The sequence below is a fragment of the Pseudomonas sp. NPDC087804 genome, assembly GCF_044742965.1.
Taxonomy (GTDB): domain Bacteria; phylum Pseudomonadota; class Gammaproteobacteria; order Pseudomonadales; family Pseudomonadaceae; genus Aquipseudomonas; species Aquipseudomonas rustica.
This window is the reverse complement of record NZ_JBIUVN010000004.1, coordinates 77786-93581: the sequence shown is the minus strand read 5'-3', so window position 1 is coordinate 93581 and position 15796 is coordinate 77786. Positions and strand designations below refer to the sequence as shown.

The window sequence follows — 15796 nt, the reverse complement described above, 5'->3', positions numbered from 1 at the left end:
GGCCTGGATCGGCGCGTCGTTCTACTTCGTCTGGCTGGAGAACAACCTCAACCGCGTCAACCCGAAAACCGGTCTGGCCGGTGACCTGTGGGCGATCCACGGTGGCGGTATCTATCACCTCGAAAAATACAAACTGGCCCCGCCGGCAATGCCGGAGAACCTGCACTGGTTCAAATGGGAAGCCTACTTCACCTGGATGTCGGGTATCGCGCTGCTGTGCGTGGTGTTCTACTCCAACCCTACGCTCTACCTGCTGGCTCCGGGCAGCACACTGAGCGGCCCTGAAGGCGTGGCCATCGGTATCGGCTCGCTGTTCCTCGGCTGGTTCATCTACTCCTTCCTGTGCGACTCGGCCTTGGGCAAACGCCCTGCTCTGCTCGGCTTCATCCTGTTCGTGCTGATCATCGGCGCGGCGTATGGCTTCAGCAAAGTGTTCAGCGGTCGTGGTGCGTACCTGCACGTCGGCGCGATCATCGGCACCATCATGGTCGGTAACGTGTTCCGCATCATCATGCCGGCGCAACGCGCACTGGTGGCGGCGATTGCCGAGAACCGCACGCCGGATCCGGCGCTGCCGGCCAAAGGCTTGCTGCGTTCGCGTCACAACAACTACTTCACCCTGCCGGTGCTGTTCATCATGATCAGCAACCACTTCCCGAGCACCTATGGCAGCCAGTACAACTGGTTGATCCTGGCCGGGATCGCGGTGTTGGCCGTGTTGGTGCGTCACTACTTCAACACCCGTCACGACAGCCACAAGTTTGCCTGGACTCTGCCGGTTGCAGCGGTAGGCATGATCACGCTGGCGTACGTCACCGGCCCAACGCCGATGTCGACCGCTCCGGAAGTGGCCAAGGCTCCAGCAAAAATCGAGTACCAACCGCTGCCGGAAACGGCTTTGGGTGGTGGCGCGAAACCGGCTGAAGCGGCACCGGCAGCCCCTGCCGAACCTGCTGCACCGGCACAAGCCTCCAACGCCGGCCCTGGCTTTGACAAAGTGCACAGCGTGATTCAAGAACGCTGCGCGGTTTGCCACTCGGCCAAGCCGACCAGTCCGTTGTTCAGCGCAGCGCCAGCGGGTGTGATGTTCGACACCCCTGAGCAGATCCGCCAGAACGCGGCGCGGATTCAGGCACAAGCGGTCACTAGTCAGATCATGCCACTGGGCAACATCACACAGATGACCCAGCAGGAACGTGACCTGATCGGCGCCTGGATTGTGCAGGGAGCCCAGACCAACTAAGCCACACAAAAGCCTGCTAACAGCAGGCTTTTGAGGTGAAGGGATTTACCTGTGGCGAGGGGATTTATCCCCGATCGGCGGCGCAGCCGTCGCAGACCCTGCAATTGCCATCTGCCTGATGTATTGCGATTGCAGGTTTTGGGGCTACTTCGTAGCCCATCGGGGATAAATCCCCTCGCCACAAAATTCCTCTGCCCACACATACGAATGATGCAAAGAAACAGCTGTGAGCAACCCGGCAGCTGTTCAATCACAAGAATAAAAAGATCTGAGGTGTTGCATGTCCGAGCTGTCCAAAGCGCGCATCCCCGACGCACCCGCCATTCAGCGATTGCCCCTTTTGCAACTGATCCTGGTCGGTTTGCAACATGTTCTGCTGATGTACGGTGGTGCCATCGCGGTGCCGCTGATCATTGGACAGGCCGCTGGCCTGAGTCGTGAAGAAATTGCCTTCCTGATCAACGCCGACCTGCTGGTCGCCGGTGTCGCCACCATCGTGCAATCCATGGGCATCGGCCCGATGGGCATTCGCATGCCGGTGATGATGGGCGCCAGTTTTGCCGCTGTCGGCAGCATGGTCGCCATGGCCGGCATGCCCGGTATCGGCCTGCAAGGCATCTTCGGCGCAACGATCGCCGCCGGTTTCTTCGGCATGATCATCGCGCCATTCATGTCCAAGGTCGTCCGCTTCTTCCCGCCTCTGGTGACCGGCACGGTCATCACCTCGATCGGTTTGTCGCTGTTCCCCGTCGCCGTAAATTGGGCTGGCGGCGGTGCAGGCGCTACGCAATTCGGTTCACCGATTTATCTGGCCATCGCCGCCCTGGTGTTGGGCACCATTCTGCTGGTGCACCGCTTCATGCGCGGTTTCTGGGTCAACATTTCCGTACTGATCGGCATGTGCTTCGGCTACATCCTGTGCGGCGTGATCGGCATGGTCGACCTCAGCGGCATGGCCAATGCGCCATGGATTCAGTTCGTCACCCCGCTGCATTTCGGCATGCCGAAATTCGAACTCGCGCCGATCCTGTCAATGTGTCTGGTGGTGGTGATCATCTTCGTCGAGTCCACCGGGATGTTCCTCGCGCTGGGCAAAATCACCGGCCAGGAAGTCTGCCCGCGCATGCTGCGTCGCGGCTTGCTGTGTGATGCCGGCGCCTCATTTGTCGCCGGGTTCTTCAACACCTTCACCCACTCCTCGTTCGCGCAAAACATCGGCCTGGTGCAGATGACCGGCGTGCGCTGCCGCTCGGTGACCATCGTTGCCGGTGGCTTGCTGATCGTCCTGAGCCTGCTGCCGAAAGCCGCGTTCCTGGTGGCATCGATTCCACCGGCAGTACTCGGCGGCGCAGCGATTGCAATGTTCGGCATGGTCGCCGCGACCGGCATCAAGATTCTGCAAGAAGCCGACATCGGTGACCGTCGCAACCAGTTGCTGGTCGCGGTGAGCATCGGCATGGGCCTGATCCCGGTGGTGCGCCCTGAGTTCTTCGCGCACCTGCCGCTATGGATGAGCCCGATTACCCACAGCGGCATCGCCATGGCAACGCTCAGCGCGCTGACGCTGAACCTGCTGTTCAACATTCTCGGCGGCAAAGAGCGCGCGGCCATCAACGACTGCCACGCACATTAAAAGCATTACCGATTATCCCTGTGGGAGCGAGCTTGCTCGCGAAGAGGCCATGTCAGGCAACATCACTGTTGAACGACACACCGCTTTCGCGAGCAAGCTCGCTCCCACAGGGACTGTGCAACACCCTGCCTCAACAATAAAAACAAGAGGGAGCAACAGATGATTCGTACACAGACAAACATGCTGTTGGGTGGTGGCCTGCTGGCCGCGAGTCAAGCCGTGGCTGGCGATTTACTGCTGTGGCAAACCAACAGCCTCAGCTACCTGTACGGCAAGAATTTCGCGATCAACCCGTCGATTCAGCAGACGGTCACGTTCGAGCACGCCGACAAGTGGAAATACGGCGACAACTTTCTCTTCGTCGACAAAATCTTCTACAACGGCGAAGAAGACCGCAACAAAGGCCCGCACACCTTCTACGGCGAATTCACCCCACGCTTCTCGTTCGGCAAGATTTTCGACCAGAAGATCGAGTTCGGCCCGATCAAAGACGTGCTGCTGGCGATGACCTACGAGTACGGCGAAGGTGAAAGCGAGGCCTACCTGATCGGCCCCGGCTTCGACCTCAAGGTGCCCGGCTTCAACTACGTCACCCTCAACATCTTCCGCCGCCAGACCGAAGGCCCGCGCCCCGGCGACGGCGTGTGGCAGATCACCCCCGGCTGGTCTTACAGCATTCCCGTGGGCAATTCCGACGTGCTGATCGATGGCTATCTGGATTGGGTGGTCGACAACGACGAGAACTCGCGCGGCACCTATCACGCCAACCTGCACATCAATCCGCAGATCAAATATGACCTCGGCAAAGCCCTGGGCTGGAGTCAGAAGCAGCTGTACGTCGGCACCGAATACAGCTACTGGAAGAACAAATACGGCGTCGAAAGCAGCCACAACCTCGACACCAATCAGAACACCGCCAGCCTGCTGGTGAAGGTGCATTTTTAAGATGACCCGCAACCGTGCCCCATACCTGTCGTCGGTGCTCTGTTGCGGGGCACTTGAGAGCTGGCCGAGGAGTCAGTATTCTCCGCGGCCTCATGAATTCGGTCTAAAAAAAAGCCCGGATTTAATTCCTGACCGACGGGCCAACTTATCCCGGCCCCGGCCAGTACCGAGGCATCCCGAAAACACGCTCAATCGACTGTTTTGCAGCAGCCGACGGGCGTTTTTTTGCTTTTCGAAAAGCCTTGGCCCAGCTCTTGCTAACACCAGCAAAGCTGACCGATTGGATGACTTTTGCAGTAACGAAAAAAGGCGCCACACCAGAGCGCCGATCTTAAAAAAATAAACGTGGAACACCTACTTTGGGAGCAACCGAATGAAACGTACGTGCACCAGCCTGATGCTTGCGGGATCGATGTTGGCCGGCGGCCAGGCCATGGCCGATGGCCTGCTGCAGTGGCAGAACAACAGCCTGACCTACCTCTACGGTAAGGACTTCAAGGTCAACCCTGCGATCCAGCAGACCGTCACCTTCGAGCACGCCGATGCGTGGAAGTATGGGGACAACTTCCTGTTCGTCGACAAGATCTTCTACAACGGTGACAAGGACTTCAACAACGGCCCGAACACCTACTACGGCGAGTTCCAGCCACGCATCTCGCTGGGCAAGGTACTCGACCAGAAGATCGAATTCGGCCCGATCAAAGACGTCCTGCTGGCGATGACCTACGAGTTCGGCGAGGGTGACACCGAGTCCTACCTGATCGGTCCTGGCTTTGACCTGGCCATCCCGGGCTTCGACTACTTCCAGCTGAACTTCTACCAGCGCCACACCGAAGGCTCGCGCCCCGGTGACAACGTCTGGCAGATCACCCCGGTCTGGTCCTACACCATCCCGGTCGGCGACTCGAACGTGCTGATCGACGGTTACATGGACTGGGTCGTCGACAACGACGAAAACAACCGTGGCGAATACAAAGCCAACCTGCACTTCAACCCACAGGTCAAATACGACCTGGGCAAGGCGCTGAATTTCGGCGAGAAGCAGCTGTACGTCGGTGTTGAGTACGACTACTGGAAAGACAAGTACGGGATCGACGACACCCGTGCGTTCACCACCAATCAGAACGTGACCAGCTTCCTGGTGAAGTTCCACTTCTGATTACACGGCAACCTGTACACAGGTCTTTCACGGCAAACGTGAAGGATCTGTGTGTAATGATTATTCGTGTCGGCTACGCGTCCTTCGGTGAACGGTAATTCGCCGAGAATTTATTTCTGAGTTGTTCTGAGTAAGGGGGTGGTCGCTGCTCTTCAAGCACATGAGCTAATGTCTTGGTAAAGTAAGTCAGCACTCCCGCATCATGCGTCAATAAATCAGCCCTGATTTCTGGATTCGCGGCCATTTTGCCTTCCAGATTAAAAAGCCTTTTCGATCCAAAAAAACATTTAACATCAGCAGGTTTTAGTCGATCCAGAACGCGAGATACAATTTCCCCATCAAACTTTCCATTTGCGAGATCTTCTCCAACAAAAGCAGTAGCATCAGGCGCTATCATTGGAAATCCCCTTGAAAAACCAAGTAACTCATGCCCTCCCATGCGTACTGCCGCGGCGTGAATAAAAGCAATATCGAGAGTTCCCTCACTTAAAAGTTCGCGCTCGGTGACCACCATTCGATTCATCGGATCCTTGGGGGGCATACGCACACCAGCATAAAGTCTCTCGCTTCCTCGACTCTCACCGATTGCCCGTTTTATATTCGGCCGCTCCACCAGAAGAATATTGTCTCTGTCAATGGAATAGTTGTTCAAATGGTCTTCTATTCTGCCTAATGCTTCCATCAAATAAGTACGATCGACACCAGGCCCAAACGTGTTATCAATGCAATCTGAAACCGCAGAATTAAATCCACTTTCTTTGTTCAACAACATCGCTGCATTTACACTTTCAATTTCAGAAATTGCTTTATCGAGTGAAAAATCAACTTTGCTTCTAGCTTTATCCCACCACTCCCCCATTTCTTTATACACAAAGCCTATTGGCCTAACCTTGTAAAAATACTCACTGGCATTCCAACTCAACCCTTGGCTGTCAACTCTGCTCGCCGATCCATTCCCACAAAACAAAAACACATTCAAACCATTCACGTCCCCTGCGGGATCCGTGCTCACCCATCGCTGCAACCAAGGCGCGTAATAGCGATAACCATAGTAATAAAGCCCCGTCAAATCCCTCTCTTTTCCCGAATAACGAATTGTTTTGTACTTCGCCTGAACCTCGCTAGCCCCCGCCCACAGCGCCGTGCCGCCATACGCGTAATAAACCTCCCGACTCAGGACGCTGCCCCACTCATCCAATTCCAGAGTGCATGAGTTCAAATGATTGCTCAGGGAAAAACGCAACTGATCGTTGCGCACATCCGCAGGCTTTCCGGTTTCCCAGTGCAAGGCGCGAACCTGGCTGTGCCCTGCATCAACACTGATGACATGCCGCTCTTCTCCGGTGGCGGTATCACGATGGATTTCCAGCCCCGACAAGTAGCGAACTTCAGTCCTTAAAGTGCGACTGGCAGCTTGCGTAACACCAACCTTGCGCAAGCGATGGCCGGGGCGCTCGTAACAGTAATGTTCGGCATCATCTGAACCGTCAGGACGGTTGACCATCGTTACGCGGCTCAACTGGTTGCGAACATCCCACGTCATCCGTTGGCCGCGCAAAAGCTCCAGCTGATTGCCGTTCGCATCGAAGCCATCAGTCAGACTCGCTTGATCGGCAACACTGCGATTGCTCTGCAACGACGTAAACATCTCGAAAGTTTCTGCATCGCTGTGGTGGCGCCTTTTCAGGTTGCCGGCCGCGTCGTAATCGAATGTCTGGACGTAATTGCGTAACTGATTGGGATCCAGTGGCGTAGTTTGCCAGCCGGGTAATGCAGGGCCATGGCTGGGTTGGCTGACTTCACTGCCCGTGGCCTCGACCAGTTGGTAAAGGCTGTCATGAACATAACGGTTAACCGGATCAATGCGCTGATTCTTGAAATAACGCGTCGGCTGCGCAAGGTCTTGAAGCGTTACGATGTTGCCGACAGGATCGTACTCATAGTTGAAATCCTGCAGCACACCGCCCTCGCCATTGCGGGACTGCATTTGCAGCAAACGTCCGTCTTCAATGGCGTAGTGGGCAGTACTCACTGCATCATTGCCAGTCTGCTCACTGATGCGGTTACCCGTAGCGTCGTAATGTATATCGTTGACCAGCAAACGCGGAGGTTCCGAGGAGCCAGCGAGTTTGAGTCGGGCGGCGCTAAGTTGCCCCGCCCGGTCGAACTCAAAGAATCTGACATTGCCCGCGGCATCCGTCTGGCAGCGCACTTCTGCCAAAGGGCCATACTTCTGCGTTGACTTGAAAACCTCGTCTTCCAATAGGGCTGACACGGATTCGCACGACCAGTCAGGCAACTCGAGATCACGCAGAAACCGCGTCTGCTCCGATAACAGCAAACCACTCACGCCGTATTCGTCGAGGCTGCGGCTGCCTGCCGGATGATCATGCTGCAACAGTTGGCCGCACTGGTTATGCTCAGCAAACGCGTCAGAGCCATCACCATAATCAAAACGGTCGCAAACCTTCGGTGAATCCTGCACCAGATGCTCCGAAACAATCGTCGGCCGCTGCAGATGATCGTATTCGGTGTGCCGTTGACTCCCACGTCCGTCCCAGAAAGAGCGAGCCATACCGGCCTGATCCACCAGACTCAGTTGCCAGCCTGCATCAACGCTGTCCACCAATAGGGACTGGTTTTGCAGATTGTAGGTCGTCGCGAGGTTCGGTTTCGCTGCGCCCCCCCACAATCGAGGATCCCATGACGCTATCTGCCGGCCGGCAGCATCAAAATTATTGCGGGTAATGCGAGGTTCAATGGAAGGATTTTTCGGGTGTCGACAATAGGCAACGCTTCGCACGGCCAGCCCGCGTGAGTCGACGACAGAGAGTGCCGGCGTGTGAGTATCCGTCCATTGTTGAGTGTCCATCGCTCATCCCTGTCCAAAGTGATAAAGCTAAGGACATAACCTTCAGCCGTCTACTGTCATACCTGACAGGTCAAACGGCTTCAGGCTGCCGAATTCCGAGAAACCGGCACAACTCCTCACGCTTGGCCAACGCATCCCTTCGCCCCAAATCAATCAACTCGCTGCAATACCCCGCCTCGAACAACAGATAACTCAGCACCCCCGCCCCGCTCGTTTTCGTCGCCCCCGGCCCACGTAAAAACAAGCGCAACGCCGCCGGCAATTCCTGGCGATGCCGCGCTGCAATCTCATCAATCGGCTGACTCGGTGAAATCACCAGCACCTCCACCGGCGCCACGCCCAGTTCACGAGTCGGCGTGCCGGCGGGCATCAGATGACTGAACTGGTTGAGCCGCTGCAGCAACTCAATGTCGCTCTCCAGGCTGTCAATGAACGTGCTGTTGAGCATGTGCCCGCCGATCTGCGCGAGTGTCGGCTGTTGCCCGGTGTAGGTGCGTTCCAGCGGCTGCTGCGGATCAAAGCCACGCGGGTTGCCGCTGACGCCGACCACCAGCACGCGACTGGCGCCCAAGTGCAACGCCGGACTGATCGGCGCCGATTGCCGCACCGCGCCGTCGCCGAAATACTCCTCACCGATTTTCACCGGCGCGAACAACAACGGAATCGCCGAGCTGGCCAACAGATGATCGACCGACAGTTGCGTCGGCACACCAATGCGCCGATGGCGCAGCCACGAATCAATCGTGCCGCCGCCCTGATAAAACGTCACCGCCTGCCCCGATTCGTAGCCGAACGCCGTCACCGCCACCGCATGCAATTGCTTGCGTGCGATGGATTCGGCGATGCCGGGCAGGTGCAGTTTTTCATTGAGCAGGTCGCGCAGCGGCGAACTGTTGAGCAGCGCAACCGGCAGATGTCGACCGAGGCCAAGCAGGCTGTGGCTAACAAAACGGCTGGCCTGACGGATCACGCCGGGCCAGTCACTGCGCAGCACGCGATGGCTGCGAAATCCTTGCCAGAACAGCGTCAGCCGCTCGATCGCCGCGCGGAAATCGCTGGCACCGCTGGCGAGGCTGACCGCGTTGATCGCGCCGGCCGAGGTGCCGACGATCACCGGAAACGGATTGTCCGCGCCCACCGGCAACAATTCGGCAATCGCCGCCAGCACCCCCACCTGATACGCCGCCCGAGCCCCGCCGCCGGAAAGAATCAAACCTGTGACCGGTTCCGCTGGGCTCATCGCAACACTCCGTGGTGCTTAGGGGATGGGGTGAATCAACCGCGTTTGGCGTACAACTTAGGCTCGCCCGGTGGCCGGCTCTTGAAGCGCCGATGCGCCCATAAGTATTGCTCCGGGCAATCGCGCAAAACGCCTTCGACCCATTGGTTGATGCGCAGGCAATCGGCTTCTTCGGTCTCGCCCGGGAAATCCTCCAGCGGCGGATGCACCACCAGCCGATACCCGCTGCCGTCCGCCAGACGCTCCTGAGTGAACGGCACCACCAGCGCCTTACCCAGCCGCGCAAATTTGGTCGTCGCCGTCACGGTCGCCGCCTGAATGCCGAACAGCGGCACGAAGATACTTTGCTTGGCGCCGTAGTCCTGATCCGGCGCGTACCAGATCGCCCGACCGGAACGCAGCAGCTTGAGCATGCCGCGCACGTCGTCGCGCTCCACCGCCAGCGAATCGAGGTTGTGCCGCTCACGGCCCTGACGCTGGATGAAATCGAACAACGGATTTTTGTGCTCGCGGTACATGCCGTCGATGGTGTGCTGTTGGCCGAGCAGCGCCGCGCCGATTTCCAGGGTGGTGAAATGCACCGCCATCAGGATCACGCCTTTGCCTTCGCGCTGGGCTTTCTGCAAATGCTCCAGCCCTTCGACGTGGGCGAGTTTGGCCAGACGCTCACGCGACCACCACCAGCTCATCGCCATTTCAAAAAAAGCGATGCCGGTCGAGGCGAAATTTTCCTTGAGCAGGCGTTTGCGCTCCGCCGCGGATTTTTCCGGGAAGCACAGTTCCAGATTACGCTTGGCAATGCGCCGCCGGTCGCCGGCAAAGCGATACATCAACGCACCCAAAAATCGACCGATGGTCAGCAACGCCGGATACGGCAGCTGCACGATCAGCCACAAAAGCCCCAAGCCGCACCAGAGCGGCCAGAAACGTGGAGCAAGAAATGCTTTTCGAAAACGCGGGCGATCCATTAAAGCTTCCGTAAATACAGTGGCCGCGCATTCTACATCGTTCGACCCGGCTTGCGGCCTGCGGGCGTTCTCGTTATAAGTCTCGGCACTTTTAGTGACAAGCCGTTGTATGCCGACATGAGCAAAACCGAACCGTTAAACCAAGATCCCGTGTTCCAGCTAAAGGGCAGCATGCTGGCCATTACCGTGCTGGAACTGGCCCGTAACGACCTCGACAGCCTCGATCGGCAATTGGCCGCCAAAGTTGCGCAGGCGCCGAATTTCTTCAGCAACGCGCCGCTGGTTCTGGCCCTGGACAAACTGCCGCCGAGCGAAGGCGCGGTCGACCTGCCAGGTTTGATGCGTGTGTGCCGTCAACATGGCCTGCGCACCCTGGCGATTCGTGCCAGCCGCATCGAAGACATTGCCGCCGCCATCGCCATCGACATTCCGGTGCTGCCGCCGTCCGGTGCCCGTGAACGCCCGCTGGAGATGCCCGAAGCCGAAGTCAAAAAGAAGCCGGAAAAGCCGCCAGAACCGACCGTCAAACAGACCCGCGTCATCACCACGCCAGTACGTGGTGGCCAACAGATATACGCGCAGGGTGGCGATTTGGTCGTGGTCTCCTCGGTCAGTCCGGGGGCGGAACTTCTTGCCGATGGCAACATCCATGTATACGGCCCGATGCGTGGCCGTGCGCTGGCCGGCGTGAAGGGTGACACCAAGGCACGGATTTTCTGTCAGCAATTGAGCGCTGAACTGATCTCCATCGCCGGTCATTACAAGGTTTCCGAGGATTTGCGCCGCGATCCAATGTGGGGCTCGGGCGTACAGGTCAGCCTGTCGGGCGACGTGTTGAACATCATTCGGCTTTAACGGATACTGCCGCATTTTCCAAGCATCTCTAAAACGTAGCGAAAACGGCTCAAACGAAGTAGGAAAAAGGCCTCAAGCCAAATTCCAGCCAAGGCTGTCCGACTGCAGTAGTTTTCAAGAGATGTTTTTCAGGGGCTAAAAAGTCCTTCTTCCTTAGGGGTGAAACACCTTGGCCAAGATTCTCGTGGTTACATCCGGCAAGGGTGGTGTGGGTAAGACCACCACCAGCGCCGCTATCGGTACCGGCCTCGCTCTGCGCGGCCACAAAACAGTGATCGTCGACTTCGACGTGGGCCTGCGTAACCTTGACTTGATCATGGGTTGCGAGCGCCGCGTGGTGTATGACTTCGTCAACGTGGTCAACGGCGAAGCCAACCTGCAACAGGCGCTCATCAAAGACAAGCGCCTGGAAAACCTCTACGTGCTGGCCGCCAGCCAGACCCGCGACAAAGACGCGCTGACTGTCGAAGGCGTGGAAAAAGTCCTGATGGAGCTCAAGGAACAATTTGAGTTCGTCGTCTGCGACTCCCCGGCGGGCATCGAAAAAGGCGCGCACCTGGCCATGTACTTCGCTGATGAAGCGATCGTGGTGACCAACCCGGAAGTGTCCTCGGTACGAGATTCGGACCGCATGCTCGGCCTGCTGGCGAGCAAATCGCGTCGCGCCGAACGTGGCGAAGACCCGATCAAGGAACACCTGCTGATCACTCGCTACCATCCAGAGCGTGTGGAAAAGGGCGAGATGCTTGGCGTTGAAGACGTCAAGGAAATCCTCTCGGTCACCCTGCTCGGCGTGATCCCGGAATCCCAGGCGGTGCTCAAGGCATCCAACCAGGGCGTACCGGTGATTCTCGACGACCAGAGCGATGCCGGTCAGGCTTACAGCGATACCGTCGACCGTTTGCTGGGCAAAGAAAAAGCCCACCGTTTCCTCGATGTCGAGAAGAAGGGATTCTTCGAGCGCCTGTTTGGAGGTAGGTAATGAACCTTTTTGACTTCTTTCGTGCCAACAAAAAGCCAAGTACCGCCTCGGTAGCGAAAGAGCGTCTACAGATCATCGTGGCGCATGAGCGCGGCCAGCGCAGCACGCCGGATTACCTGCCAGCCTTGCAGAAGGAACTGGTCGACGTGATCCGCAAGTACGTCAACATCGGCAACGACGACGTACATGTTGCACTGGAAAGCCAGGGCAGTTGCTCGATTCTGGAACTCAACATCACCCTGCCCGATCGCTGAGTCGATCAGGTAGGTACGACGGCGGTTCAGGGTCATTCCCTCGTTGGAATGATCCTGAACCGCCGTTGGCATTTGTTACGAGGCTGTTTTAATGCCGTTGTCCAACATCCACATCATCCATCAGGACGCCGCTGTACTGGTGGTGAACAAACCGACGTTGCTGCTCTCGGTGCCCGGTCGCGCCGACGACAACAAGGATTGCCTGATTACCCGTCTGCAGGAAAACGGCTACCCGGAAGCGCGCATCGTCCATCGTCTGGACTGGGAAACCTCCGGCATCATTCTGCTGGCCCGTGACGCCGACACACATCGTGAACTGTCGCGCCAGTTTCATGACCGTGAAACCGAAAAGGCCTACACCGCGTTGGCGTGGGGTCAGCCGGAACTGGACAGCGGCAGCATCGATTTGCCCCTGCGCTACGACCCGCCGACCAAGCCGCGCCATGTGGTCGATCACGAATTCGGCAAACATGCGCTGACCTTCTGGCGCGTGCTGGAACGTTGCGGCGACTGGTGCCGCGTCGAGCTGACGCCGATCACCGGCCGCTCGCACCAGTTGCGCGTGCACATGCTGTCGATCGGTCATCCGCTGCTGGGTGACGGGCTCTACGCCCATGAACAAGCCTTGGCCGCCTGGCCGCGTTTGTGTTTGCACGCGAGTATGTTGAGCTTCACCCATCCCCAGACCGGCGAACGCTTGCGCTTCGAATGCCCGGCACCGTTTTAAGGATTTTTGTTTCGGATGAGTTGTATTGATTCCCTCGCCACACCCCTGAAAAAAACCCGCCAGCAGTTGCTGTACCTGATTTACGGCAATCAGGATGTCTACCGCCGCGAGGCCAAGTTCAGCATCCTCACCGTGTTGTCCCAGGCGAAAAACGGCCAGCTTCCTGCGATCAGGATTCTCACTGATCGCCCGCAAGATTACGCCGGCTGGCCGGTCGACACGGTGTTCCTCGACAAAGCCACGTTGACGCGCTGGCAAGGCACGAATGGCTACCACCATCGCCGCAAGGCCTGCGCCATCGCCGCCGGCATACAGTGGGCGGAGAAGACGCTGTTCGTCGACACCGACACGCTGTTCACTGATCATCCCAGCCGTCTGCTCGATGCCATCGGGCAGGATTGCTCGGTCATGGATCGCTTCGAGTACGACTGGAAAGACGTGCACCAGCGCAGCGACTATCTGAAGCTTGCGCGCGACCTCAGTGCGTATGGCGTGACCCCGGACAACGGCTTCAAGCTCTACAACAGCGGCCTGTGCGGTGTCACCGAAAACGATCTGGATCTGTTCGAAGAGTCGATCCGCATGATCGATCAATGCACGGTTGGCGGCTTCGAGATCCATACCATCGAGCAGATCGCGTTGTCGTATGCCCTGCGTGAACGCCGGGTCGTGGAAGCGCGAAAATACGTCTACCACTACTTCGCCGAAAAGCGTTTTTTCCATGCGATGCAGACGTACTTCTTCTCCCAGCATGGCGAAACGTTCAGTCAGCGACTGGTGGATCTGTGCCGCGACGTGCCGCGAGTCAAACCGTTCCCGTCGGCCTGGCAGCGCCTGAAAATCAAATGGAAACTGCGCCACCAGAGCGGCGCCTTGCGCAAGGTCGGTCGAGACTTGTTGTATGGCAGCGCCGCACCGGATGATCCGTACTACAGCGCCTGTCGCCATGAGTGGTGGGAATGTGCGTCGCGGGAGATTCTGCGCTGGGACGAGAGCCGGCAGAAAAAGCTCCTGAGCCAGAGCCGCTGGCCAAAACAGCTGCCACGCCCGGACAAGCCGGAAGACGAGAAAGTCATCATGCGCTACCTGAAAAAACGCGTGTTCAGCCCGCGCTAACCAACCCCACCCTCTGTAGGAGCTGCGGCACGCTGCGATCTTTTGATTCCGCTTTTTGAAATCAAAATCAAAAGATCGCAGCGTGCCGCAGCTCCTACAGGGATCGAATTCCCCTCCCGATGCGTTAAACTCCCGGCCATTGCTGTCTGGAGCTTGTTATGCGCGAAGAGTTGAACCAAGGCCTGATCGACTTCCTCAAGGCCTCCCCTACCCCGTTCCACGCCACCGCCAGTCTTGTGCAACGTCTGGAGGCCGCCGGTTTTGTGCGCCTCGACGAACGCGAGCCGTGGACCACCGAGCCTAACGGCCGCTATTACGTTACTCGTAATGACTCCTCGATCGTCGCGATCAAAATGGGCCGCACTTCACCCCTGCACGGTGGCATCCGTCTGGTTGGCGCGCACACCGACAGCCCGTGCCTGCGCGTCAAACCACAGCCGGAACTGCAGCGTCAGGGCTTCTGGCAACTGGGCGTTGAAGTGTATGGCGGCGCACTGCTGGCGCCGTGGTTCGACCGCGATCTGTCGCTGGCCGGCCGCGTCACCTTCCGCCGCGATGGCAAGGTCGAAAGCCAACTGATCGACTTCAAGGCGCCGATCGCGATCATTCCCAACCTGGCCATTCACCTCAACCGTGAAGCCAATCAGGGCTGGGCGATCAACGCGCAGACCGAGCTGCCGCCGATCCTTGCGCAATTCGCTGGGGACGAACGCGTCGATTTCCGCGCCGTGCTCACCGATCAACTGGCCCGCGAACACGGCTTGAACGCCGACGTCGTGCTCGATTACGAGCTGAGTTTCTACGACACACAAAGTGCTGCAGTGATTGGCCTGAACGGCGACTTCATTGCCGGCGCGCGTCTCGACAACTTGCTGTCGTGCTACGCCGGACTGCAAGCGCTGCTGACTGCCGAAACCGACGAAACTTGCGTGCTGGTCTGCAACGATCACGAAGAAGTCGGCTCCTGCTCGGCCTGCGGCGCTGACGGCCCGATGCTCGAACAAACCCTGCGCCGTCTGCTGCCGGAAGGTGACGAATTCGTCCGCACTATCCAGAAATCCCTGCTGGTCTCGGCCGACAACGCCCACGGCGTGCACCCCAACTACGCCGACAAGCACGACGCCAACCACGGCCCGAAACTCAACGCCGGCCCGGTGATCAAGGTCAACAGCAACCAGCGCTACGCCACCAACAGCGAAACCGCCGGCTTCTTCCGCCATCTGTGCATGGCCGAAGAAGTGCCGGTGCAAAGCTTCGTGGTGCGCAGCGACATGGGCTGCGGCTCGACCATCGGCCCGATCACCGCCAGCCACCTCGGTGTGCGCACCGTCGATATCGGCTTGCCGACCTTCGCCATGCACTCGATCCGCGAACTGTGCGGCAGCCACGACCTGGCGCATCTGGTGAAAGTGCTGAGTGCGTTTTACGCCTGCCAGGAACTCCCGTAACCCCCCTGTAGGAGCTGCCGCAGGCTGCGATCTTTTGATCCTGTTTTTCAAAAGACAAGATCAAAAGATCGCAGCCTGCGGCAGCTCCTACACAGATCAATACAATGCCCATAAAAGCCACCTAGACTTTAATCATCCCTTTCGACAAGGCTGTCTCCATGATCACGATGTCTTCGTTTCACGCCATGCTGATTCCGATCCTGTGCGGAATGCTCCTGCTGGCCATCGGCTTCAACTTCCGCGACAAGAACGCCGGTGTTTTCGCCATGTGGGTCGGCATGCTGTTGATCCTCGCCACCGTGGTTTACAAGATCCTCGCCAAACTCAACGAATAACCGCGCACCGGCTCGCATT

Annotated in this window: 13 protein-coding genes and 1 pseudogene; 11 read left to right on the top strand and 3 right to left on the bottom strand. The window is 58.1% G+C overall.

Annotated features, from left to right (window positions below; all coding sequences use genetic code 11):
• The 4 genes and pseudogenes from ACIOMO_RS10315 to ACIOMO_RS10300 all read left to right on the top strand — a co-directional run.
• Window positions 1–1243: pseudogene (locus ACIOMO_RS10315) on the top strand (urate hydroxylase PuuD); the annotation flags it as partial.
• Window positions 1244–1523: 280 nt separating this feature from the next.
• Complete coding sequence (locus ACIOMO_RS10310) at window positions 1524–2876, top strand: nucleobase:cation symporter-2 family protein (RefSeq protein WP_401240406.1); 1353 nt, start codon at window positions 1524–1526, stop codon at window positions 2874–2876.
• Between the two features lie 159 nt (window positions 2877–3035).
• Entirely contained in the window at window positions 3036–3821 is a 786-nt protein-coding gene (locus ACIOMO_RS10305; RefSeq protein ID WP_401240403.1) for an outer membrane protein OmpK, read from the top strand.
• Window positions 3822–4194: 373 nt separating this feature from the next.
• Window positions 4195–4980 carry an outer membrane protein OmpK gene (locus tag ACIOMO_RS10300; protein ID WP_053118646.1) on the top strand — a complete coding sequence of 262 codons (786 nt, stop codon included), beginning with the start codon at window positions 4195–4197 and terminating at the stop codon, window positions 4978–4980.
• A gap of 73 nt (window positions 4981–5053) precedes the next feature.
• Here the strand turns inward: ACIOMO_RS10300 and ACIOMO_RS10295 are convergent, their stop codons facing one another.
• The 3 genes from ACIOMO_RS10295 to ACIOMO_RS10285 form a co-directional block, all read right to left on the bottom strand.
• Window positions 5054–7852, bottom strand: a complete 2799-nt coding sequence (locus tag ACIOMO_RS10295) for an RHS repeat domain-containing protein (RefSeq protein ID WP_401240400.1) — start codon at window positions 7850–7852, stop codon at window positions 5054–5056.
• 70 nt (window positions 7853–7922) lie between these two features.
• On the bottom strand, window positions 7923–9092 hold the full coding sequence (locus ACIOMO_RS10290; protein ID WP_401240398.1) for a patatin-like phospholipase family protein: 1170 nt from the start codon (window positions 9090–9092) through the stop codon (window positions 7923–7925).
• Between the two features lie 35 nt (window positions 9093–9127).
• Window positions 9128–10060 carry a lipid A biosynthesis lauroyl acyltransferase gene (locus tag ACIOMO_RS10285; protein ID WP_053118640.1) on the bottom strand — a complete coding sequence of 311 codons (933 nt, stop codon included), beginning with the start codon at window positions 10058–10060 and terminating at the stop codon, window positions 9128–9130.
• A 117-nt stretch (window positions 10061–10177) separates the two neighbouring features.
• Here ACIOMO_RS10285 and minC point away from each other — a divergent pair, with 117 nt between their 5' ends.
• The 7 genes from minC (at window position 10178) to ACIOMO_RS10250 (ending at window position 15777) form a co-directional block, all read left to right on the top strand.
• Window positions 10178–10915 carry a septum site-determining protein MinC gene (minC, locus tag ACIOMO_RS10280; protein ID WP_053118637.1) on the top strand — a complete coding sequence of 246 codons (738 nt, stop codon included), beginning with the start codon at window positions 10178–10180 and terminating at the stop codon, window positions 10913–10915.
• A 169-nt stretch (window positions 10916–11084) separates the two neighbouring features.
• A complete protein-coding gene (minD, locus tag ACIOMO_RS10275) occupies window positions 11085–11897 on the top strand; it encodes a septum site-determining protein MinD (RefSeq protein WP_007913953.1) in 813 nt (270 codons plus the stop codon).
• Entirely contained in the window at window positions 11897–12151 is a 255-nt protein-coding gene (gene minE, locus ACIOMO_RS10270; RefSeq protein ID WP_003223146.1) for a cell division topological specificity factor MinE, read from the top strand. The genes minD and minE overlap by 1 nt, the downstream gene beginning before the upstream one ends.
• 91 nt (window positions 12152–12242) lie before the next feature.
• Window positions 12243–12878: an RluA family pseudouridine synthase gene (locus ACIOMO_RS10265; RefSeq protein ID WP_034151766.1), complete on the top strand. Its 636-nt coding sequence runs from the start codon at window positions 12243–12245 to the stop codon at window positions 12876–12878.
• 15 nt (window positions 12879–12893) lie between these two features.
• The gene (locus tag ACIOMO_RS10260) at window positions 12894–13994 is read left to right on the top strand and encodes a hypothetical protein (RefSeq protein ID WP_401240393.1); all 1101 of its coding nucleotides are present in this window, start codon (window positions 12894–12896) and stop codon (window positions 13992–13994) included.
• A gap of 158 nt (window positions 13995–14152) precedes the next feature.
• Window positions 14153–15442, top strand: a complete 1290-nt coding sequence (locus ACIOMO_RS10255; protein WP_282357441.1) for a M18 family aminopeptidase — start codon at window positions 14153–14155, stop codon at window positions 15440–15442.
• Between the two features lie 158 nt (window positions 15443–15600).
• Window positions 15601–15777, top strand: a complete 177-nt coding sequence (locus tag ACIOMO_RS10250) for a hypothetical protein (protein WP_172680090.1) — start codon at window positions 15601–15603, stop codon at window positions 15775–15777.
• Window positions 15778–15796: the final 19 nt, after the last annotated feature.